Source organism: Stackebrandtia nassauensis DSM 44728 (assembly GCF_000024545.1).
Taxonomy (GTDB): Bacteria; Actinomycetota; Actinomycetes; order Mycobacteriales; family Micromonosporaceae; genus Stackebrandtia; species Stackebrandtia nassauensis.
Window position 1 is genome coordinate 3,976,037 of the sequence record NC_013947.1, and the last position, 20,508, is coordinate 3,996,544.

Annotated in this window: 18 protein-coding genes and 2 riboswitches; of the genes, 7 read left to right on the forward strand and 11 right to left on the reverse strand. The window is 70.5% G+C overall.

The window, feature by feature from the left end; genetic code table 11:
- Positions 1-2: 2 nt before the first annotated feature.
- From SNAS_RS18395 to SNAS_RS18415, 5 genes are all read left to right on the forward strand, one after another.
- Positions 3-401: a PIN domain-containing protein gene (locus SNAS_RS18395; RefSeq protein WP_013018959.1), complete on the forward strand. Its 399-nt coding sequence runs from the start codon at positions 3-5 to the stop codon at positions 399-401.
- 132 nt (positions 402-533) lie between these two features.
- The gene (locus tag SNAS_RS36280) at positions 534-1,805 is read left to right on the forward strand and encodes a J domain-containing protein (RefSeq protein WP_013018960.1); all 1,272 of its coding nucleotides are present in this window, start codon (positions 534-536) and stop codon (positions 1,803-1,805) included.
- A 129-nt stretch (positions 1,806-1,934) separates the two neighbouring features.
- Positions 1,935-3,608 carry an IucA/IucC family protein gene (locus SNAS_RS18405; RefSeq protein ID WP_013018961.1) on the forward strand — a complete coding sequence of 558 codons (1,674 nt, stop codon included), beginning with the start codon at positions 1,935-1,937 and terminating at the stop codon, positions 3,606-3,608.
- Positions 3,605-5,296 (forward strand): IucA/IucC family protein, encoded by a 1,692-nt coding sequence (locus SNAS_RS18410; RefSeq protein WP_013018962.1) that lies wholly within the window; start codon positions 3,605-3,607, stop codon positions 5,294-5,296. The genes SNAS_RS18405 and SNAS_RS18410 overlap by 4 nt, the downstream gene beginning before the upstream one ends.
- Positions 5,293-6,459: a type III PLP-dependent enzyme gene (locus tag SNAS_RS18415; protein ID WP_013018963.1), complete on the forward strand. Its 1,167-nt coding sequence runs from the start codon at positions 5,293-5,295 to the stop codon at positions 6,457-6,459. Before SNAS_RS18410 ends, SNAS_RS18415 begins: the two co-directional genes overlap by 4 nt.
- A gap of 23 nt (positions 6,460-6,482) precedes the next feature.
- Here SNAS_RS18415 and SNAS_RS18420 read toward each other — a convergent pair whose 3' ends face one another.
- Positions 6,483-7,667 (reverse strand): chorismate-binding protein, encoded by a 1,185-nt coding sequence (locus SNAS_RS18420; RefSeq protein ID WP_041625034.1) that lies wholly within the window; start codon positions 7,665-7,667, stop codon positions 6,483-6,485.
- Between the two features lie 167 nt (positions 7,668-7,834).
- Here SNAS_RS18420 and SNAS_RS18425 point away from each other — a divergent pair, with 167 nt between their 5' ends.
- Positions 7,835-8,029: a DUF5999 family protein gene (locus SNAS_RS18425; protein WP_013018965.1), complete on the forward strand. Its 195-nt coding sequence runs from the start codon at positions 7,835-7,837 to the stop codon at positions 8,027-8,029.
- 82 nt (positions 8,030-8,111) lie between these two features.
- Here the strand turns inward: SNAS_RS18425 and SNAS_RS18430 are convergent, their stop codons facing one another.
- The 9 genes from SNAS_RS18430 to SNAS_RS18470 form a co-directional block, all read right to left on the reverse strand.
- Entirely contained in the window at positions 8,112-9,839 is a 1,728-nt protein-coding gene (locus SNAS_RS18430; protein ID WP_041625035.1) for a VWA domain-containing protein, read from the reverse strand.
- Positions 9,840-10,015: 176 nt separating this feature from the next.
- Entirely contained in the window at positions 10,016-12,844 is a 2,829-nt protein-coding gene (gcvP, locus tag SNAS_RS18435) for an aminomethyl-transferring glycine dehydrogenase (RefSeq protein WP_013018967.1), read from the reverse strand.
- A 54-nt stretch (positions 12,845-12,898) separates the two neighbouring features.
- Positions 12,899-13,007: riboswitch (glycine riboswitch) on the reverse strand.
- A riboswitch (glycine riboswitch) is annotated at positions 13,008-13,113 on the reverse strand. It lies immediately after the preceding riboswitch.
- 244 nt (positions 13,114-13,357) lie between these two features.
- A complete protein-coding gene (locus tag SNAS_RS18440) occupies positions 13,358-13,867 on the reverse strand; it encodes a MerR family transcriptional regulator (protein ID WP_013018968.1) in 510 nt (169 codons plus the stop codon).
- Between the two features lie 69 nt (positions 13,868-13,936).
- The gene (locus SNAS_RS18445) at positions 13,937-14,401 is read right to left on the reverse strand and encodes a bifunctional nuclease family protein (protein ID WP_013018969.1); all 465 of its coding nucleotides are present in this window, start codon (positions 14,399-14,401) and stop codon (positions 13,937-13,939) included.
- 145 nt (positions 14,402-14,546) lie between these two features.
- Positions 14,547-14,981: an oxoglutarate dehydrogenase inhibitor Odhl gene (gene odhI, locus SNAS_RS18450; RefSeq protein WP_013018970.1), complete on the reverse strand. Its 435-nt coding sequence runs from the start codon at positions 14,979-14,981 to the stop codon at positions 14,547-14,549.
- A 48-nt stretch (positions 14,982-15,029) separates the two neighbouring features.
- Entirely contained in the window at positions 15,030-15,407 is a 378-nt protein-coding gene (gene gcvH / locus SNAS_RS18455; protein WP_013018971.1) for a glycine cleavage system protein GcvH, read from the reverse strand.
- Between the two features lie 165 nt (positions 15,408-15,572).
- On the reverse strand, positions 15,573-16,178 hold the full coding sequence (locus SNAS_RS18460) for a CDP-alcohol phosphatidyltransferase family protein (protein ID WP_013018972.1): 606 nt from the start codon (positions 16,176-16,178) through the stop codon (positions 15,573-15,575).
- Positions 16,175-16,882 carry a response regulator gene (locus SNAS_RS18465; RefSeq protein WP_013018973.1) on the reverse strand — a complete coding sequence of 236 codons (708 nt, stop codon included), beginning with the start codon at positions 16,880-16,882 and terminating at the stop codon, positions 16,175-16,177. The genes SNAS_RS18460 and SNAS_RS18465 overlap by 4 nt, the downstream gene beginning before the upstream one ends.
- Positions 16,875-17,996 carry a GAF domain-containing sensor histidine kinase gene (locus SNAS_RS18470; protein WP_013018974.1) on the reverse strand — a complete coding sequence of 374 codons (1,122 nt, stop codon included), beginning with the start codon at positions 17,994-17,996 and terminating at the stop codon, positions 16,875-16,877. The genes SNAS_RS18465 and SNAS_RS18470 overlap by 8 nt, the downstream gene beginning before the upstream one ends.
- 134 nt (positions 17,997-18,130) lie before the next feature.
- On the opposite strand from SNAS_RS18470, the gene SNAS_RS18475 reads away from it, so the two are divergent.
- Positions 18,131-19,201, forward strand: coding sequence for a hypothetical protein (locus SNAS_RS18475; RefSeq protein WP_041625037.1), 1,071 nt, complete (start codon positions 18,131-18,133; stop codon positions 19,199-19,201).
- A gap of 241 nt (positions 19,202-19,442) precedes the next feature.
- On the opposite strand, the gene SNAS_RS18480 is transcribed toward SNAS_RS18475, so the two are convergent.
- Positions 19,443-20,396 carry an aldo/keto reductase gene (locus SNAS_RS18480; RefSeq protein WP_013018976.1) on the reverse strand — a complete coding sequence of 318 codons (954 nt, stop codon included), beginning with the start codon at positions 20,394-20,396 and terminating at the stop codon, positions 19,443-19,445.
- Positions 20,397-20,508: the final 112 nt, after the last annotated feature.

The window sequence follows — 20,508 nt, forward strand, 5'->3', positions numbered from 1 at the left end:
GAGTGGCAGAAGACCAGGTGACACCGTTGATCGTCGTGGACGCGGCCAATGTGGTCGGATCCCGGCCGGACGGCTGGTGGCGCGACCGCGCCGGGGCCACCGCCCGGCTGCGCGACCGGCTGGCCGGTCTCCACGAGCAGGGACTGCGCGCCGGGCCCGACTGGGCCCGGCGACCGCCGCTGGAGATCGTCCTGGTCACCGAGGGCCGCGCCCGTGGTGTCGAAGCCAGTGACACCGTCGGCGTCGTGGAGGCGCCCGGCAGCGGCGACGACGCCATCGCGCGGCTGGTCGCCGAGACCACGCCGCACCGGCAATGTCTGGTGGTCACCTCCGACCGGGGGCTGCGCCGCCGCGTCGAGGCCGCCGGAGGGCAGGTCACCGGCGCGGGCACGCTGGCCTGAGACAGGCGGCGGTTTTCACCTGTTCCGGCGAGGTTCACCACCGAGCCGACAACAACACCGACCGATGTAGTAGGTTCGGTAATTCCCAAACCGAATCCACTACACACGCTTCGAGCTACCGCGGAGGTTCGGGTGACCGAACCTGATTACTACAGAATTCTCGGACTGACGACCTCAGCCGAGATCGCAGAGATCCGGCAGGCCTACCGCCGGAAAGTTCGTGACGCCCATCCCGACGCCGGTGGCGATCCCGAGGTCTTCCACGAACTGCAGGAAGCCTACGAGACGCTCACCGATCCGGTCCTGCGTCTCGAGTACGACGCCGCCCGCGGTACCCGCAAGCCCCCGTGGGGGAATCGCCGCCGTCCCGGCCGCCACACCAAGAGCCACAAGGTCAAGGCCTGGCGCGTCAACACCACCGTCGACAAACCGGCCAACAAGAACGCCGCCCCCACCACCCCGCCGGGCGCCGGGGAGGTCATGTCGCTGCCGTGGTTCGTCGACATCGACCCGACCAAGCGACTGCGCTACACGCCCTCGGTGTGGCAGCGCGGCGGCATCGCCGCCGGTATCGGCGCCGCCTGGACGTATCTGACGATCCAGGTGTCGGCCCTGGTGCTGGCCAGCGACACCATCACCGTCCTCAAAGCTCTCATCGTGCCCTACATGCTGCTGGTCGCCGGAGTCGTGGCCGTGGCCTGTTTCCGCGGTCTGCGTCCCACCCGGCCCACCTCGTTCATCGTCACCGGTGTGGTGGCGCTGGTGGTGGTGTGGCTGTCGGGCGCCACCCTGGGCGGGATCCTGCTGGCGCTGCACCTGGTGGCCTCGGCGGTACTGCCGTGGTCGGTGCGGCGGGTCCGCATCGCCGCGCGGCTGCGCGCCGCGGTGCGCAGCGCCCTGAAGGACTTCAACGCGTTCGCGCCCTCGGGCGCCAAGCCCAGTGCCGACCGACGTACCGGCGCCGTGTTGCGCACACTGTTGGAGCGGCTGCCCGCCGCCCGGTTGTTCGTGCGGGTCCCGGTGGGTGTGCACCGCGCCGAATACACTGTTGTGTGTGGACGCCGGGTCGCGGTGATCGCGCCGCCGGTGCCCCGTTCCACCGGCGACTCCGGTGCCGAGGCGCTGCCCAGCGCCGTCCACGACGTGTCGCAGTTGCTCAACGAGGCCACCGTGCGCGGTTTCGTCGTGTGGCCGAACCTGCCGGTGGATCGCATCTCCGGTGCCGACGCGGTGATCCGGCATCTGTCGGCTCCCGACGCGGCCGGTGAGATCGGGCGTTGGCTGGCCAACGACCCGTACACGCTGCACCTGCCGACCTTGCGTCGGCTGCGGGACCGGCTGGCAGCGGCCGACGGTGCCGAGTCGGCCCGCAAGGCCCCGCCCCGCAGCACCATCGAGGTCTGAGAATCCACAGTGGTGGTGGCAGCACGGATGTGCTGGCGGTTGAGGGCATGAGGCCGCGCACATTTCGGGCGACTCCCCGCACCCAGGCGCTAAGGTTAGGCTTCCCTATTATTCTGGTGGAGGTGGCGAGTGCCTACTGTCGACACGGCGCGCGCCCGAGCCGCCATCCTGGCGCGCCTGTGGGGAGCCGCCGCCCGGGAGGCACTGCCCGGCGTGAAGGCCCGTGACGCCACCGACGCGACGCTCACCATCACCACCCACAGCGGACACACCCTGACCGGCCCCCGCGCGGCGGCCGAGCTGTTCGCCGACCCCGGGCCCGGCCTGGCCATCACCGTCGCCCCGCCACCGGGAACCAGCGCGGCGCACGCGAACCCCGACGCGGGGCTGGAGCCCGCTGGCGGCCACCCGCCGCTGACCGACGGCGCGCGCGGCCGCGAGCCCGCCGATACGACGAGCCTTGCCGCGCGGCAGAACCAGGCCGCTGATCACGCCGCTCGCCCGCTCACCGACCCCGCCGAGCTCGCCGCGCTGCTGGCCGAGGGCAGCGCGCACGCCGAGCGGCTCGCGCGCGAGATCGCCGAGAGCGTCGCGGGACTGGCCGCCGCCCGCGCCGCCGCCACGCCCCACCCCGACGCCGCGAAACTGTGGGACACCGCCCGCGACCACCACCCCGACCCCAGTGTCTACTTCGAACAGCTCGTCGTCGACGGCCACCCCGTCCATCCACTGTGCCGAGCCCGCGACGGCGTCGACGCCGCCCGGTTCGCCCCCGAGCACCACCCGACCGTCGCGCTGGCCATGACCCCCATCGCTCCCGCCCGGGTCACCGGCGACTGGCCCTGGCACGACGACCAGCACCGGCCACTGCTGCCGGTCCACCCGCTGCAAGCCCACCGCCACCGGCCCCCCAACCCGGCCGCGCGCACCCTGGACGCCTCCCCGCTGATGTCGCTGCGCACCCTGGCCCCGGCAGCGCACCCCGGCATCCACATCAAGACCGCCCTCGATGTCCAGATGACCAGCGCCCGCCGCCGCGTCTCCCCCGCATCAGTCCACAACGGACCACCGCTGTCGCGGGCCGTCGCCGCGCTCGGCGAAGTCCTCGTACAGCGCGAAACCGGCGCCGCCGCGCTGGTCGTCGACGGCCACGCCTCCCAGCACCTGGCCGCGATCGTGCGCCAGTCCCCCGCCGCCGTCATCCCCGACGGCCACATCGCCATCCCGCTGGCCGCCCTCGCCGAACCCGACCCCGCTACCACACGGCCGCTCATCGCCACCGTCATCCACGCCAGCGGCCTCGATCCACACACCTGGTGGCAGCGGTTCGCCGACACACTGCTGCCGCCGCTGCTGCGCCTGGCGACGATCGGCATCGGCCTGGAAGCCCACGGCCAGAACACCCTCCTGTCCGTCCACAACGGCCAACCGTCGGCCGTCGTCTACCGCGACTTCGGCGGCGTCCGCGTCCGTGAATCCACCCTGCCCGCGCTCGGCCTCGACGATCTCGCCGGAGACCTCGGCACCACCGACCCCGACGTCGTCCACACCAAACTCATCGCCGCCGCCTACAGCGTCACCCTCAACCAGCTCGTCGACGCGCTCACCCGCGCCCACCCCGGCACCTGGTGGCGCGCGATCGCGGCCACCACCGCCGCGCACACCCGCGACGACCCCGCGCTGCGCGAGGCCCTGTTCGCCGCGACCTGGCCCATCAAGGCCACCACCGCCATGCGCCTGTCCGACGACCCCACCGATGACCAATGGACGCACATCCCCAACCCGATCGCCGGTATGGAATGACCACACCCCACGACGCCGCGGCCCACATCACCGCCAGTCTCCTGGCCGCCGCCTGGCGCGAGAACCTCGACGGCCTGCGCGACAACGCCACCGTCACCCCCGGACCCGCGCCCGGACAGCTGACCGTCCACATCGACACGTCCGCCGGGCACATCCGTGCCACCGCCCAGGCCGGGCCCTTCGACCAGATCACCCCCACCGGCCCCATCGACTGCGACGGCAACACCGTCACCGACCCGGTCACGCTGCTGAAAGCCCTGTCCCCCAACGCCCCCGAACACCTCACCCGCGAACTCGACGACGCCGTCACCGGCCTGGCCACCGCCCTGCCCCGCCACCAGCGGCTCACCGACACGATCGCCGAGACCGCCAAACACCACGGCGCCACCACCACCGTCGCGCTGGCCGACATCCTCACCGACCGGCAGGCCGACTTCCTGCCGTGCCGGTTCCTCGAACCGCTCGCCGTCGACGGACACCACCTGCACCCCTGCGCCCGCACCCGGCTGGGCTGGAACGACGCCGACCGCCGCGCCTACGACCTCGAGACCCCCGAACCGATCGCGGTGCGATTCGTGGCCGCCCGCCGCGACGCCATCGCCTCGGCCACCGACGACCATGGCCGCGACCTCGGCGAACTCCTCGAACACCTACACCCGCCGCTGCGCGACCTGCGCGACGACGACACCATCGCCATCCCCGTCCACCCCTGGCAGCACCGGCACCTGCGCGAGGGCCCCGGCCGCGACCTGTACGCCGACGGCACCCTGCGCGACCTGCCCACCCGCATGGACACCGAGCCCACCGCCTCCATCCGCACCCTCGTCACCGCGGACGGCAGCTACCTCAAGTGCTCACTGTCCATCCACATCACCTCCACCACCCGCGGCATCTCCCCCGCCACCGTCCATAACGGCCCGATCCTGTCCCGGCTGCTGTCCGAGGTCATCGGCGGCGACGACTACCTGGCGCCGCGCATCGACATCCTCACCGAACACGCCGGAGCCAGCCTCCCGCACGGCCACCCCGCCGCCCGGGAACTGTCCTGCCTGCTGCGCGCCCGGCTGTCCGACGTCACCGGCCCGGGCGAACTCGCCGTACCCGCCACCGCCCTGGCCGCCACCTCACCGGTCACCGGACGCAGCATCGCCGCCGAACTGGTCGACGACAGCGGCCTGGACGCCGCCGACTTCCTGCACCGCTACACCTTCGGCCTCGCCGGGCCCACCATCCGCCTGGCCACCCACTACGGCATCGGCACCGAAGCCCACCTGCAGAACTGCGTACCCACCTTCCGCGACGGCATCCCCGAACGCGTCATCGTCCGCGACCTCGGCGGCGGCCGCGTCCTGCTGCCCCGGCTGGCCGAGTCCGGACACCGCCCCGACCTCCACCCCGCCTCCGTCATCACCACCACCGACGCCGAGACCGTGCGCGCCAAGGTCGCCTACACCGTGTTCCAGAACCACCTCGCCGCCGTCACCACCGCCCTGACCCAGGACTGTGGACTCACCCAGGACCGGGCCTGGCGCGTCATCGCCGACACCGTCGACACCCTCGACCTGGCGTCCGGCGACCGCGACTTCTACACCGCCGCCACCGTCCCCCACAAGGCGCTGCTCACCATGCGCGTCAACCCCGGACGCGACATCCACGTCCCCGTCACCAACCCGCTGGCCCGCCCATGACACCCGCGATCCCGACCCGCGTTGCCGCCGCGATCGACACCCTGTCGCACCCGGTGTGCGCCTACGTCTACGACCTGGCCGCGCTGTCGGAGCGCATCGCCGCCGTCAAGGCCGCCCTACCGCCACAGACCCGGCTGTTCTACGCCATGAAAGCCAACTCACGGCCCGAACTGGTCGCCAGGGCCGCCCAGTACTGCGACGGCATCGAAATCGCCTCACCGGGCGAACTGGCCACCGCCATCGCGGCCGGGGCCCGGCACCTCATCTACGGCGGACCCTCCAAGACCGACGCCGCGCTGACCGCCGCCCTGTCGTGCGGCACGCCGGTCACCGTCAACGTCGAGGGGCTCCACGAGCTGCGCCGTCTCGACCGGCTGGCCCGCCAGCACGGCACCGTCGCCGAGATCGCGCTGCGCGTCAACCGCGCCACCGAGACCCCCGGCGGCACCCACCGCATGACCGGTACGCCGACCCCGTTCGGCATCGACGCGGCCCACCTCGACGACGCGGTCGACCTGGCCCGGCGACTGCCGGGCGTGCGACTGACCGGGCTGCACCTGCACGCCGTCAGCAACAACCTCGACGCCGCCGCCCACGCCCGCTTCGTCGCCGAGGCCCTGGAGTACGCGGCCGACACCGCCACCCGCCACGGGCTCACCTGGGAGACGGTGAACCTGGGCGGCGGCATCGGCGTCGACCCCGCCGGGGGCAGCGAGTTCGACCTGGCGGACTTCGCCGCCCGCCTGACCCGACCCGCCGTCACCACGATCTTCGAACTGGGCCGCTACCTGGCGGCCGAGACCGGTTGGTACGCCACCGAAGTCACCGACATCAAGACCACCCACGGCCGCACCTTCGCGGTCGTGCGGGGCGGCACCCACCACTTTCGACTGCCCGCCGCCTGGGGCTACGACCACCCCGCCGCCGTGCACCCCGTCGACGAGTGGCCCTATCCGTGGCAGCGCCCCGAGGCCCGCGACACGACCGTCGACGTCACCGGCGAACTGTGCACCCCCCGCGACGTGCTGTGCCGCGATCTGCCGGTGTCGCGGCTGCGCGTGGGCGACGTGCTGGTGTTCGGCCGCACCGGGGCCTACGGCTGGGACATCTCGCACCACGACTTCCTCAGCCACCCGCACCCCGACACCGTCGTGCTCGACTGAGCCGCCGCCGAGGGCCCGGGGCTTCAGGTATTCGCGGTCAGCGCGCTCGTGTACGACGCCAGCGCGGCGGTGATCGGGGTGGCCTTGGCCGCCGCCTCGGCGACCTCCTCGTTGGGGTCGCTGCGCCAGGTGATGCCGCCGCCGGCCCACACGTGCAGCCGGGACTCGGCCACCGCGACGGTGCGGATCGTCAGCCCCAGCCGCAGCCCCTCCCCCGTCACGTAGCCCATGGCTCCCATCGCCGGGCCCCGTCCGACCACCTCCAGGTCCGCGATGTGTTCCAGCGCCGCCAGTTTCGGGGTCCCGGTGACCGACCCGGGCGGGCACAGCCCCCGCAGCAGCCGGTCCAGTCCGGTGCCCTCGGCCAGTCGGGCCCGGATCACCGACTCGGCCTGCCACAGGCCGCCCCATTCCCGCAGCGCGAACAGTTCCTCCACGGCGATGCTGCCCGGCACCGCCACGTGGGCCAGGTCGTTGCGTTCCAGGTCGACGATCATGACGTGCTCGGCGCGTTCCTTGACCGAGCGCCGCAGCTGCCGGGCACCCTCGACTGTGGCCGGTGCGGTGCCCTTGATCGGCGCGGTCGTGACCACGCCCGAAGCCACCTCGGCCAGGCATTCCGGCGAGGCCGAGGCCACCGTCCACCCCGGACCCGACATGGTGCCGCCGAAACGGGCCTGCGGCCACGACGCCAGCCGCCGCACCACGCCGTCGGCGTCACCCGACACCGGCGCCGACTGGTGGCCGACGATGTTGACCTGGTAGACGTCGCCGCGTCCGATCGCGGCCCGGACCGCCGACACGGCGGCGGCGTGCTGGGCCGGGGTCCACGACTGTTCCCACTCGCCGGTCAGCGCGAAGCCGCCGACCGGCCGCGAGGTCGCGACCGGGGCGTGGTGGTAGGCGACGGCCGCCAGGTCGGGCACCGCCGTGGCCGGGCTCGGCGGTCCGGGTTCGCCGCCGATCATCACGGCACCGGCGGCGGCCGACACGAGCACCGCCACCCCGCACAGCCGCCGGGATACATCATGGACTCCGGACCGTGACAGGTCGGCGACGTCCAGTCCGGACTCTTCGCAGAAGTCACGCAACAGTTGCGCGGGGTCACCCCCGTCGCCGACACGCCACTGCAACCGGGCGACCTCGCAGCGTGAGGCCCGGCAACCAGGCGGTACCCCGGGGGGCACACAAAGGTGATTCGTGCTCATTCGTTCGGTTGGAATTCCTTCCGGGGGTGGTGGTCACAGGCGTCAACTACCGGATTCGTGCCTTAACTGTTGCGACAATGACATCAAAGACTCGCTAGTGTGGCCAAATAGTTGATGTGAATAGCCACACAGCAACACCACACAGGAAAGACAACCAGGAGCACAGAATGTGCCAGCACCAGCCGAGTTGCCCAGAGGCCGACGAGTCCGATCGCGAAGCCGCGCGGGTCGTCGCATCCCACCCCGAGCAGGGTTGGAGCCTGTTGTGTAACGGGGTCGTGGTCTTCGACGACACCGGCGAACTGCTTCCCGACGGAAGCGTCATCGCCCCGCACCGACCGCACATCGGCACGGCAGCCTGACAACCCGGCACCACACGGGGATCCGCACGGCACACCCCACCCTCCAACCCGGACACTATCGCTGACCGGACGTCGGATTCGGTCAGTTGTAGTACAGCGCGTTGAGGATCTGCATGTTGATCTCGTCGTTCCACTTCGCCGGGTAGTAGCGACCCTGCGTGGCCGTCGCGATCGCGTCCAGGTGATCCTTGTCGGCGTCCTTGCCGTAACCGATCGTCATGATCGAGGCTTCCTTGTCACGGTCCTTGGCCGACAGGTCCTTCAGTTCCTCCGTGACGTCCTCATTACTCAGACTGGCGTCCGACTCGCTGCCGCCGTCGGATATCACCACCACCAGGTTGATCGCCCCGGTGGTCTTGTTGTAGTTGTCCAGGACGTTCTTGTACGCCTCCACGACGGTGTCGTTGAGGCCGCCGTCCGCGGCCGGTTCCACGGCACTGAGCTGCGATTCGATGTCATCCTGCCGCGACTTGTCGAACTCACCGATCTCCACCAGTTTCTGGTACGCCGTACCGGCGACCGGATCGTCGTACGGATATCGCCACAGGCCCACATTGGCCTGTTCGCCGAACAGGTCCAGCGATCTCTCCAGCGACTTGCGAATGATGTCCATACGCGACAGTTTCTCGCCGTCGTAGGGTTCCTCGGTGCTCATCGACGACGAGGAGTCGACCACGACCAGGACGTTGGCCGGACGGGCCACCGCCTGCCAGGTCGCCAGCGTGGTCTGGACACTCTCGGAGTCGACCTTGTCGCGTTGCGTCGCGGTGATCTGGGTGGCCAGGCCCTCGGTACCGGTCAGTTCGCTGCTGGCCTCGCGACGGGTGCCGTCGCGGAAGCCGCCCTTCTTGATCTCCTTCTGGCCTTCACCGAGCAGGTACTCGCCGAACTGCTTCCCGATCTCCTGGTGGGTCGCGTCGGTCCAGGACACGTTCTGCAGCACCGCCAGCGGGTAGTCGGCGTCGAGGCTGCCGTCTGCCGGGTACACCGCCGTCAACGGCGATTCGGTACCGGAGAAGTTGTTCTTCCAGACGTCGCGCTCCAGCGCCGGGAACGCCGACACGAAGCCGACCGGGTCACCCTTCGCCTTCGCCTCGGAGACCTTGCCCATCATCTCCTCGACGCTGGGGGTCTCCTTGTGGACGGTGCTTTTCAGTTTGGAGACGTTGCCCAGTTCCTCGGCGTCGACACCGGCGCTGCGGTTCTTGTCCACGATGCTCAACAGCGCGTGCAGGTCGGCGGTGGAGGCCATCGGGTCGCTCATGCCGACGGTGATGTCGCCCCACTTGTCCTTGCCGAACTGGCTCCAATCGGAGTCCTCGGCCAGTTTCAGCAGGTTGCCCCAGGTGGGTTTACCGGCCTTGTCGACCGGTTTGTCCTCGTTGCGCCAGCCCAGGGCCTTGGCGGCCTCGGTGGGCATCGCGATCACGGTCGGACTGGTCGCGACCAGCGGCGGCGAGTCCGGCAGCATCTTCTTGCCACGGTCGGAGATCTTGGCCATCTCCAGCCACGCCATCGACTCCGGGATCCACACGTGCGGCAGATCCTTCTTGGAGCCCGTGCTGGAGCCCGACAGCGCCGACACGACGTCCTGGGAGGCCTGCTCGCGCACTTCCACGCTGATGCACTGTCCCCCGTCCACCGACGGCTCGGTACCGGCCCAGGAGCGCGCGGCGGTCTGGAGGGTTCCGCTGATCTCCTTGGGGGCCGCCACGACCGCCTTGATCGGGTCGCCGCTGCAACCGGTGCTCAGCAGGAACGCGTAGCCGCCGACCAGGCCGCTGGCGGCCAGCGCGACGACGGTGGTCACGACGATCCACGGAGCGACGGGCAGACGGCGGCGGATGACCTGCCTGCGGCGACCGCGCCGATGCGACCTAACGACACCCGATTGGCTGCGGCCACGTGCCATCGATTTCTACTCCTGGGAGGGTAAGGGACCGGCCTAGTCTAACCACTCCGTGGGAGTAACGAGGTCTGGTGGCTTCAGTCAGCCAGGTCCTCGATGGGCGGGCAGGCGCACGCGAGATTGCGGTCGCCCCAGGCGCCGTCGATGCGGCCCACCGGCGGCCAGTATTTGCCGGTCGTGTGCCCGGAGGGGAACACCGCCTCGGCGCGCGTGTAGGGGTGTGTCCATTCCTCCACCGACAGTGCCGCGGCGGTGTGCGGCGCGTTGGCCAGCGGATTGTCACCCGACGGCCACTGTCCGGAAGCGACCTTGTCGATCTCGCCGCGGATGGCGATCATGGCGTCGCAGAAGCGGTCCAGCTCGTCCAGGTTCTCCGATTCGGTGGGTTCGACCATGAGGGTCCCGGCCACCGGGAACGACATCGTGGGGGCGTGGAAGCCGTAGTCGATGAGCCGCTTGGCGACGTCGTCGACGCTCACACCGGAGTCCTTGGTCAGCTGCCGCAGGTCCAGAATGCACTCGTGGGCGACCAGGCCCTTGTTGCCGCTGTAGAGGACCGGGAAGTGGTCGCGCAGCCGGGCGGCGACGTAGTTGGCGGCCAGCACCGCCGCGGCGGTGGCCTCGGTCAGGCCCTCGCCGCCCATGGTGCGCAGGTACATCCACGGGATCGGCAGGATGCCCGCCGAACCGTGCGGGGCGGCGGCCACGGGTCCGACCGGGTCGTCGCCCAGCGGGTGGCCGGGCAGGTACTTGGCCAGGTGGGAGCGCACCGCGACCGGGCCGACGCCGGGTCCGCCGCCGCCGTGCGGGATGCAGAAGGTCTTGTGCAGGTTGAGGTGCGAGACGTCGGCGCCGAACTTGCCGGGCTTGGCGAAGCCCAGCAGCGCGTTCAGGTTCGCGCCGTCCACATAGACCTGTCCACCGGCGTCGTGGACCTTGGCGCACAGCCGGTCGATGTGGGATTCGTACACGCCGTGCGTGGACGGGTAGGTGACCATGATGGCGGCCAGGTCGTCGGCGTGTTCGGCGATCTTGGCGTCCAGATCGGACAGGTCGATGTTGCCCTCGTCGTCGCAGGCGACCACGACGACCCGCATCCCGGCCATGACGGCCGAGGCGGCGTTGGTGCCGTGGGCGCTGGAGGGGATCAGGCACACGTCGCGGGCGGTGGCGCCGCGTTCGTCCTGCCAGGCGCGAATGGCCAGCAGTCCGGCCAGCTCGCCCTGGGAACCGGCGTTGGGTTGCAGGCTCACCGCGTCATAACCGGTGGCCTCGGCCAGCCAGGCGGCCAGCTGGGCGATCATCGTCTCGTAGCCGAGGGTCTGGTCGGCCGGGGCGTAGGGGTGGATGTCGGCGAACTGCGGCCACGACACCGGCTCCATCTGGGAGGCGGCGTTGAGTTTCATGGTGCACGAACCCAGCGGGATCATGCCCCGGTCCAGGGCGTAGTCGGAGTCCGACAGCCGCCGCAGGTAACGCAGCATCGCGGTCTCGGAACGGTGCGAGGCGAACACCGGGTGGGTGAGGTACTCGTCGGTGCGGCGCAGGTCGTCCGGCAGCACCTCGTCGGCGTCGGCGGGACCCTCGGCGACGTCGAAGGCCGCCCACACAGCGTTGAGATCGGGGTCGGTGGTGGTCTCGTCGCAGGCGATGGCGACGGTGTCGGCGTCGACCAGCCGCAGGTTGACGCCGAAGTCCGCCGCGTCGGCCACGACGGTCGCGGCGCGACCGGGCACCCGCGCGGTGATGGTGTCGAAGAAGGACGCGGTGGTCACCTCGACGCCGCCGTCGCGCAGGCCGGCGGCCAGCCGGGCGGCCCGGCGGTGCACACCGGCGGCGATGGCCCGCAGGCCCTCGGGGCCGTGGTAGACGGCGTAACACGACGCCATCACGGCCAGCAGCACCTGGGCGGTGCAGATGTTGCTGGTGGCGCGTTCCCGGCGGATGTGCTGTTCGCGGGTCTGCAGCGCCAGCCGGTAGGCGACCTTTCCGGCGGTGTCCTTGGAGACGCCGACCAGACGGCCTGGCAGCGACCGTTCCAGTCCCTTGCGGACGGACATGTATCCGGCGTGCGGTCCGCCGTAGCCCATCGGGACGCCGAAGCGCTGCGCCGAGCCCACGGCGATGTCGGCGCCCTGGGATCCCGGTGAGGTCAACAGGGTCAGGGCCAACAGGTCGGCGGCCACGGCGACCTGGGCGCCGCGTTCGTGGGCCAGGTCGATGAGTCCGCGGAGGTCGCGCACCGCGCCCGATGCGCCCGGGTAGGACAGCAGCAGCCCGAAGAACTCCTGCGGCAGGTTGGCGGTGTCGGAAACGTCGGCCACGACAACGGAGATGCCCAGCGGTTCGGCGCGGGTGCGCAGCACCGCCAGCGTCTGCGGCAGCGTGTCGGCGTCGACGACGAACACCTCGGACTTCTTCTTGGCGGCGCGGCGGGCCAGCGTCATGGCCTCGGCGGCGGCGGTGGCCTCGTCCAGCAGCGAGGCACCGGCGACCTCCAGTCCGGTCAGGTCGGCCACGACCGTCTGGAAGTTCAGCAGCGCCTCCAGCCGTCCCTGGCTGATCTCGGGCTGGTACGGGGTGTACGCGGTGTACCAGGACGGGTTCTCCAGCACCTGGCGCCGGATCACGGCCGGGGTGTGGGTGCCGTAGTAGCCCAGGCCGATCATCTGCCGCATCACCACGTTCTGGGTGGCCAGTTCGCGCAGTTCGGTGGTCGCCTCGGTCTCGCTGACGGCCGCGGGCAGGTCGAGGGGTTCGCGCCACCGGATCGACTCGGGGATCGCGGCGTCCAGCAGTTCGGTGGAGCTGTGGTACCCGACCAGCGACAGCATGTGCCGCCGCTCGGCCTCGGACGGACCGATGTGGCGGGTGGCGAACGGGACTGGTTCAAGCTGCTCGGTCATTTGGCGCTCCAGGCACTTTTCAGGTCGGTGCGCGAGACACAACCGTCCCGCGGATCCTCCCCCTCTGTCGGGTGCCCTGAGAGTTTCACCGCGCGGGTAATCCGCCCGGCTTGCCCCGTCGGTGAGACGTCTGAACGGGTTCAGCGTCTGCTTTCCAGAGGTGCCAGTCCGTACGGTCCTTGTGCCTGAGAGGTTCCGGGGAGGAGTTGCTCCTTCGGCGCCGCGCCGGTGACCGGTGGTCCCGGCGAGGACTCTCCCGTACGGGTTTTCAGCTTTTCGGCGCCTACCCTACCCGTCTCTACGCGACGGGTCCATCCACCCGTAGGGCCTGTGTGGGGATCCACTTGCGTCGCGAGCGGCCTCCAGGTGGATGCATGGCAAGGCGGAGGTGCGCCTGCTTACCGGGGTTGTAAGCAGGCGTGCCGACAACGCAGCCAGGCGCCGCCTGGTGGGCGCGCAGCAGCAAACGGGATCCCCACACAGGCCCTTCATGCCACAGGCGTGTCGTGGCGGTTACGAGGCGGCGCGACGGGCGCGGCGGTGCGCCAGTTCGTCGACCGGCGTCGAGGCCGGTCCGAGACCTGGCGGCACGGCGGGCAGCGCGGTCACACTGCCGCGGATGTCGGCCACCGCCCCGGCCAGCGCGATGCCGAAGACACCCTGGCCGCCGCGCAGCAGGTCGACGACCTCCTCGGGCGAACGGCACTCGTACACTGTGGTGCCGTCGGAGATGAGGGTGATGTTGGCCAGGTCGTGTTCGCCGCGCGAACGCAGCACCTCGATGGCCTTGCGGATGTTCTGCAGCGACACCCCGGCGTCCAGCAGGCTCTTGACGACCTTGAGCACCACGATGTCGCGAAACGAGTACAGCCGTTGGCTGCCCGAGCCCTCGGCGTCGCGGACGCTGGGGGTGACCAGGTCGGTGCGGGCCCAGTAGTCGAGCTGCCGGTAGGTGATGCCCGCGGCGTTGCACGCCACCGGGCCTCGGTAGCCGCGGACCTCGTCACGCGCTTGGGTACTCATCACCGCCGTCCTCCCCACACCGCCGATACTGGACACAGTGTACGGCATCCGGTCACTCGGCGGCGTGACTCATTCCGCGAAATCCTCGGGGGTCACGTTGTCCAGGAACGCCCGGAACCGTTCGACCTCGTCGTCGGCCGCCTCCGACATCGTGATGCCCGACTCGTCCAGCACCTCGGGGGTGCACCGCACCGGTGCCCCGATGCGCAGCGCCACCGCGATGGCGTCCGACGGCCGCGCCGACACCCGCACATCACCGTCGAACACCAGGTCGGCGTAGTACACCGAGTCCTGCATGTCGTTGATCTCCACGGCGACCAGTTCCGCGCCCAGCGCGACGATGACGTCGCGCAGCAGGTCGTGGGTCAGTGGCCGCGCGGGGGTGATGCCCTGTTGTTCGTAGGCGATGGCGGTGGCCTCGACCGCTCCTATCCAGATCGGCAGGAATCGGTCGCCGTCCACCTCTTTGAGCAACACGATCGGCTGGTTGGTGGGTAGTTCCACCCGGACGCCGACCACCCTCAATTCGTGCACCGGCCCGCCTTATCTCGTCAGTGGGACTTGACATGCCTACGTTTCGACCGTACACGCCGGTCGGGGCCCACGGGTCGAGGTAGGCGCGACGCGAACACTCCGCGACGGTGTGGTCACCGCGCGGAGTTGTCGCGTCGTGGCTTGGTTACCGGGCCTGCGGACCGGCGATGAACACCAGCCGGAACTTACCCACCTGTACTTCGTCGCCGTTGCCGAGGGTCGCGGTCTCGACGCGTTCCCGGTTGACGTAGGTCCCGTTGAGGCTGCCGACATCGCGGACGGTGAAGGTGGCCCCGTCACGGTGGAATTCGGCGTGGCGACGCGACACGGTCACGTCGTCGAGGAAGATGTCGCTGTCGGGGTGACGTCCGGAGGTGGTGACGTCCAGGTCGAGCAGGAAGCGCGCGCCCGCGTTGGGGCCGCGGCGCACCAGCAGCAGCGCGGTACCCGGCGGCAGCGAATCGGAAAGCCGTCCGGCGTTGACCTCGGGCGCTGACGTGTCCAGAGCCTCGTCCAAGGCGCCAAGGTTCATTGTCGACGTCGTGTCGAGCGGAGGGTACTCGTCGCCGGGGCGCGTCATGGGACCACCTCAATTATGTCGGTGCACTGGATAGAGTCAGGCAAAGTGTTATTCGGTCAGTTTGGCGTATGCCTCGGAGTCGAGCAACCCCGCCACGTCGGCGACGTCGTCGGGCTCGATCTCGAACAGCCAGCCGTCGTCGAAGGGGCTGGCGTTGACGATCTCCGGCTCTTGTTCGAGTTTGTCGTTGCGGGCCGTCACGGTGCCCGAGATGGGCGCGTAGATGTCCGAAACGCTCTTGGTCGACTCCACCTCGCCGATCGCGTCGCCGGCGGTCAGTTTCGCTCCGACGTCGGGCAGCTGAACGAAAACGATGTCACCAAGCGCCTTTTGCGCGTAGTCGGTGATGCCCACCCGCACCGCCCCGTCCTGATTGGGTTCGGTGACCCATTCGTGTTCGGCGGTGAAACGCAGCTGCTGCGACATATCTTCGGTGCGTCCCTTCTCATCAACCGGTCCGGCCCTTCCGATGGCGTCACCCGACCGACTGAGCCTCAAGCCCCCACCATGCCCGGTTTCGCCAACACGACCGTACCGCCGTCCTCAATCACCGTGACGGCCACCCCACCTCCACACGCCTGGCGACGCGGGCTAGTCGGTGCCGGCGGGCGTGCGGGCGGCGCGCAACAGCGGGATCGCCTGCGCCAGATACAACACCACCGACAGCCAGTACAGGACGATGCCCCACCAGGCCAATGCCCAGCCCAGCGGCAGTGCCCAGCCCTCGGCGGGCTCGTACAGGCCCGCCAGCGCCAGCGTCGGCAGCGAGCTGAACAGGATGAAGGTGGCGGTCTTGCCGACGAAGTGCACCTTCAGGGGGGCGTAGCCGCTGCGGCGCACCGCCACGACGGTGGCCAGCATGACGGCCTCGCGGGCGAGCAGGACGAGGGTGAACTGCCACGGCAGCAGGCCGGTGATCGTCAGGGCGCCGACGGCGACCAGGATGTACAGCCGGTCGACGATAGGGTCGAGGATCTGGCCGAAGCGGCTCTCCTGGCCCAGGCGGCGGGCCAGGAATCCGTCGATCCAGTCGGTGCCGCCGCCCACGGCCAGCACCACCACGGCGGCGACGTAGGAGTCGGTGGCCAGCAGCAGGTAGCAGAACACCGGGATGCCGGCCAGCCGCACCATCGTGATGAGGTTGGGTACCGTCCACACTCGCCACGCGGTGGTGTCACCGAGTTCCCGACCCGTCACCGCGCCTCCCAGACTCTTCTCTTATGGACTGCTGATTGTCGTCCCGCTCTGGGCGGGGATTCTAACCGGCCCTCGGTGTGGCCTGCCATGCCGTGTGTGACGGCGTACAGCGCGGCCTGGGTCCGGTCGGCGACGCCGAGTTTGCGAAACAGGCTCGACAGGTGGGTCTTGACGGTCTTCTCGGCCACCGACAGCTGTTTGGCGATCTCCCGGTTGGAGCGGCCCGCGGCCACCAGGGCCAGGACCTCGCGTTCCCGGGCGGTCAGCGCGGCGACCGGGCCCGGCGCGGGGGCGGTCATGGCGGTGACGGCCTCGCGGGCGAAGATCACCTGGCCGTCGGCGACCGAGCGGATCGCCTGGGCCAGCGAGTCGGGATCGATGTCCTTGTACAGGAATCCGGCGGCTCCGGCCGCCACGGCCTCGGTGACCCGGACGGCCTCGGTGACCGAGGTCAGCACGATCACCTTCGCGCGGTGGTCGGAGGCGGCCAGCCGGGTCAGCACCTTGGCGCCGTCGGAGCCGGGCATGTTGAGGTCCAGCAGCACCACGTCGGGTTCGTGGGCGGCGATGAGGGCAAGCGCCTCGTCGCCGTCGCGGGCCTCGGCCACGACCGACAGGTCGGGCTGGATGTCCAGAAAGGTCTTCAGGCCCTGCCGCACGATCGGGTGGTCGTCGGCGACCAGGACACGGATCGGTTCAGACACCGGGCACCGCCAGCCGCACCGTGGTGCCGCCGCCGATGGACGCGTCGATGTCCAGGCGGCCACCGACTCCGGCGACGCGTTCACGCATCGACTCGATGCCCAGGCCGCCGCCGTTGTCGGCCCCGGGGTCGAAGCCGGAGCCGTCGTCGCTGATCTCGGCGAGGAACTCGGGCCCGCCGCACAGGGTCACCCGCACCAGGTCGGCGTGCGAATGCCGCACCGCGTTGTGCACCGCTTCCTGAATCACCCGTAGCACCTCCAGTTCCGCCCCGGCGGGCACGCCGGGGTCGCCGTGCACCGTGAACTCGGTGCGCACCGCGTGCAGCCGCTCCACCAGCCGCAGGTGCTTGCGCACCGTCCCGGCCAGACCGTGGACGTCCAGGTCCGCGGGACGCAGCTCCACGATCACCTCGCGCAGTTCCCGGGCGGCCTCGGCGGCCAGCGACTCGACCTTCTCCAGCTGCGACAGGGCCGCGTCGGCGTCGCTGGCGGCCAGCGCCCGCGCCGAGGAGGCGGCCAGCCGCAGCGAGAACAGCTTCTGCGAGACCGCGTCGTGCAACTCCCGGGCCAGCCGGGTGCGTTCCTGCACCACGCTCAGCTCGTGGGCCTGCTCGTACAGGCGGGCGTTGGCCAACGCGATCGCCGCGTGCGAGGCGAACAGCGTCAGCAGCGCCTCGTCGCGTTCGGTGAAGCCGCATTCCTTGTCGGCCAGGAAGATGATGCCGACGGTCTCGTCGCCGTCGCGGATCGGCACACCCAGGAAGTCGGTCATGTTGGGGTGCGCGGTCGGGAAGTACCCGAACCGGGCATCGGCGCGGATGTCGCGGCTGCGGATGGTCTCGCCCTCGTGCAGCAGCGCCGCCAGCATCCCGTGCTGGCGCGGCAGCGGCCCGATCGCGGCGCGCTGCCGCTCGCTGATGCCGTCGGTGATGAACTCGGCGAAGCCGCCGCCCTCGTCGGGGATGCCCAGGGCGGCGTAGCGGGCCCGCAGCAGCTGCCGCGAGGACCGCACGATCACCTCCAGCACCTCGGCCACCGACAGATGCCGCGTCACCGACAGCACGGCGGTGCTGACGGCGCTGAGCACCTCGTCGGTGTCCTCCCGGTCGGTCACGTCCGCCAGCCTATGCCAGGCCCGGCCGGGTCCGGCGTGGTGACGCGGGCCGCACCGGTCTTGACTTCAACCGCGGTTGAAGTGTCAGGCTCCGGCCACCGAAGTCCTAACACGACAATCGAATGAGGTGTGCCTTGCACGCGAAACCATGGACGTTCGACACCGTCGCCGATGCCCGGCTGCTGGAGGACCGTCCGCCCGCCATATCGGCGGCAGATGCCCAGGGGTGGTGCGATTTCGTCGTCTTCTCCCCCGGCTGGCTCCCGGGCGACTGCCACGTCGAGGCGGTCACGATCCGCAAGGAGGCGCCGCCGGGCCGATCCGACGGCGTCACCGACGGCCGCACCCCGTGGTCGACGATCAACCCCGCCGCGCTGCGATTCGAGATCGCCGGACGCGATCGGCGGCTGCGGGTCAAACAGTTCCTGTACGACTGGGCGTTCCCGGCGCTGGACCACCCGTGCCTGTGGAACAGCGCGACCACGCCACACCCGCTGCCCGACGGCGCGATCCTGTGGCGCGGAACGGATTACATGGGACGCGACGGTGCCTCGGCGCGGCTGTCGCGCACCATGATCGAGGCGTCGGTGATGGCGGGGTCGTTCACCGACGCCGAGCTGGTCGACCTGTACGGCGGGCTGGCGCCGGTGTCGGCCGAGGCGGCCGATCGCATACGCGACACGGGTTTCGGTGAGCTGACGTACTGGGCGCGGCACCCTGGGGCTCCGGCGGTGTCGGTGCCGGTGGGGATGTGGAAGCTGCGTCGCGCGGCCGAGGACGGGCCGGGTCGCTGGAGTGGTGACACGACGGCGATCCGCGCCGAGTACGGGCTGCCACAGACCCTGGCGGGTTACCGGCCCGACGCGGCCGCGCGATTCGAGACCCCAACGGGCGCCATCGAAGTCGAACTGTCCTACACGGTGCGGCCACAGCGGGACCGGGAGCTGCGGCTGATCGTGCAGCGAAGCGGCGCCGGACGGCTCGAGATACCCCCGCAACCGGAACCGCACCCGGCGCGGCGGGAGATCGTGGAGGTGGCGGGCACGTCGGTACACCTGGCGTGGGTGGACGAGCGGTACGGGCCGTTCGACGCGGTCTGGCGCGACGATGCCTCGGGCACCGACCGCAAGCTGTTGTCCAGCACCGGAAGCGACATGAACCGCGAGTTCGTCACCAACGCGCTGGCCGAGCTGCTCGACGGCTAGCGCCCGCCGGACGCGACCATCGCCGCACGCGAACCGAGCGCGGCGCGAGACCGCGGCGGGCGGCCCGGCTGGCGGACGCGAGCCGCCACCGAGCGCGGCCGAGCAACGCGCCGGTGGCGGCCCGTCGGCCTCCGCCACGGCTCACGGCTCACGGCTCACGGCTCACGGCTCACGGCTCACGGCTCACGGCTCACGAGCCCAGCATGGGCGGCCCCCCTTGTTGGGCCGCCCATGCCAGGAATCAGTACCGGGCGCCGACGACCTTGGCCGCCAACGGGTCCAGCGTTGCCAGCTCGGCATCGGTGAGGGTCACGTCCATGGCCGCGATGTTCTGGTCCAGCCACTTGATCCGCTTCGTGCCCGGGATCGACGTCACCGTCACCCCCAGCCGGTCCGCCTGGGCGAACACCCAGGCCAGCGCGATCTGGGCCGGAGCCAGGTCGCGGGCTTCGGCGATGGTGGCCACGGCCTCGACGATCGCCGCGTTGGCGGCGGCAGCCTCGGACTGGAACCGCGGGTTGCGGTTGCGGAAGTCGGTGCCCGCCAGGGACTTGAGGTCCACGGTCCCGGTCAGGAAGCCCCGCCCCAGCGGCGAGTAGGCCACCAGTCCGACGCCCAGCTCCCGCATCGCGGGTGCCACTTCGGACTCCAGGTCACGAGTCCATAGTGAGTACTCGCTCTGCACCGCCGCGATGGGGTGCACCTCGTGGGCGCGCCGCAGCAGCGACGCGTCGACTTCGGACAGCCCCAGCTGCCGGATCTTCCCCTCCGCCTTGAGTTCGGCCATCGCCTGGACCGTCTCCTCGATCTCGACGTCCTGCGGCGGCCGGTGCACGTAATAGAGGTCGATGACGTCCACGCCCAGCCGCAGCAGGGACGCCTCGCACGAGCGCTTGACGTAGTCGCGTTCGCCCCGCAGGACGCGGCGGTGGTCACCCGCCGAGCGGTCGATGCCGAACTTCGTCGCCAGCTGGACCTCGTCGCGGCGGCCCGCGATCGCCCGGCCCACCAGGACCTCGTTGTGGCCCTGGCCGTACACGTCGGCGGTGTCCAGGAAGGACACGCCGTTGTCGAGGGCGTGCCGGACCGTCGCGATCGACTCGTCCCAGTCGCCGGGGCCATAGAACTCGCTCATTCCCATGCAGCCCAAGCCCTGCGCCGAAACCGTCAACTGTCCCAATGTGGCGCTGCGCATGAATCCACTCCGATCGAAGTCTTCCGCTCCGGCCCGTGCCGGGGCGGTCGCTGTCGACCGTATGGCTTAGAGTGCGCTCAAAGGCAAATACTCCAGCTGGTGACCGTGGTCA